We start from the raw sequence: 1,291 nt of genomic DNA, 5'->3' as shown, positions 1-1,291 counted from the left end.
CCGATACCGGAACCATCAGGGCCAGTTGAGGAGCAAGCACCACAACCGACAGCAACACAACATGAGCAAGCAACACAACATGACCAAGCACCACAACATGAGCAAGCACCACAACCGACAGTGGCGATAACTGTTTCTGAACCGGCACAGTTAACGACTGAACCAGAGGTGATAAAAGGCGCAAGGCAACACGATAATTCTGAGACGGAAGCGATCGCATCGTTGGTGCGTTCTGCACAGAACAAAGCTGCTGGTGTGTTGATTGCTGAAAATATGCTGGCTCAACAGTTCATCGAAAATCCTGATTCCTTGCCCGAAGAACTCAGGGCAAAGATTAAGCAATCATCAAAGATGAGCGAAGTTGACCCTTTCGCATACGCCAAGTCGCTAGTCAATTTCGCCAACAAAAGCGCGGCGGCTTAGGATTTTGGGGCAGCAGCCTGAAATTTTTAGGAATGTTGGCAACTGGGGTGATTGTCGCAGTCAATGGGCTAAATCCTCTCTCACTAGTGACATTAAGCATTGGTGGGGCAATTTCCCTATTCCCCAAACTTTCCTCTAAAAACGAAACTCAGAACGGGCTAAACGCCCCGCTACCGCTAACAGCACAAACTGAAGAATTACCCACGCCTGGAGAGAAGCGCCTTGCGGGGGTTCCCCCCGTTGTGGCGACTTCGGGAGACTTCAAAATCTACCGACAAGCCGAGTTAAACCGCACTACAGCATCATTGTTGGCTAATGGWGCWATTYTMATCGCYGGYGARGATGGAAGTGGTAAATCTGTACTAGCAAGTGCTGTAGTTGAGAAATTACAGGATGACGGCTTTATGGTGGCGTTTATTGAGCCGGCGACACCCAAGCAGATGCTTTTGGAAATTGCTGGACAATTCGAGATACCAACCGAAGACCTTGAGGGCAAATCACTGACGGCAGACAAACTCAAAAGGGCGATCGCYSKTTTCTTGGAGTCAAACACAGCATTCCTAATACTAGATGATGCCCACGCCTGCGATGCCAAATTCCGAATGTGGCTCAAGCATCTGCGGCGAAGTGGTGTACCCATGCTATTACTTGCTACTGACCCCCCACGTACTGACATCTTTATAAATATCCCGCGCATTGAGTTAAAACCTCTGCCCGAACACGCAATCAGAGAAATCATGATTCAAGCAGCGATAGAGCGAGGAATTGAACTCAAACCCTCAGACTTGGCCAAACTCCAAGAACGCGCCGGGGGTAATCCCATGCTGGCAATGCGAGCCGTAGACGAAGAATACTTAGGACTGGAGAT

Annotated in this window: 2 protein-coding genes; both read left to right on the top strand. The window is 49.3% G+C overall.

Features of this window, described 5'->3' with window-relative positions:
• On the top strand, positions 1-423 hold a 423-nt coding region (locus B4U84_RS31065; protein WP_510650829.1), incomplete at its 5' end, for a metal-sensitive transcriptional regulator.
• 32 nt (positions 424-455) lie between these two features.
• A partial coding sequence (locus B4U84_RS30155) for an ATP-binding protein (RefSeq protein WP_131121663.1) occupies positions 456-1,291 on the top strand: 836 nt, incomplete at its 3' end.

This window comes from Westiellopsis prolifica IICB1, assembly GCF_004323185.1.
In the GTDB taxonomy this organism is placed as follows: Bacteria; Cyanobacteriota; Cyanobacteriia; order Cyanobacteriales; family Nostocaceae; genus Pelatocladus; species Pelatocladus prolificus_A.
Note: the sequence above shows the minus strand (reverse complement) of the source record. Positions and strands in the feature narration are given on the sequence as shown.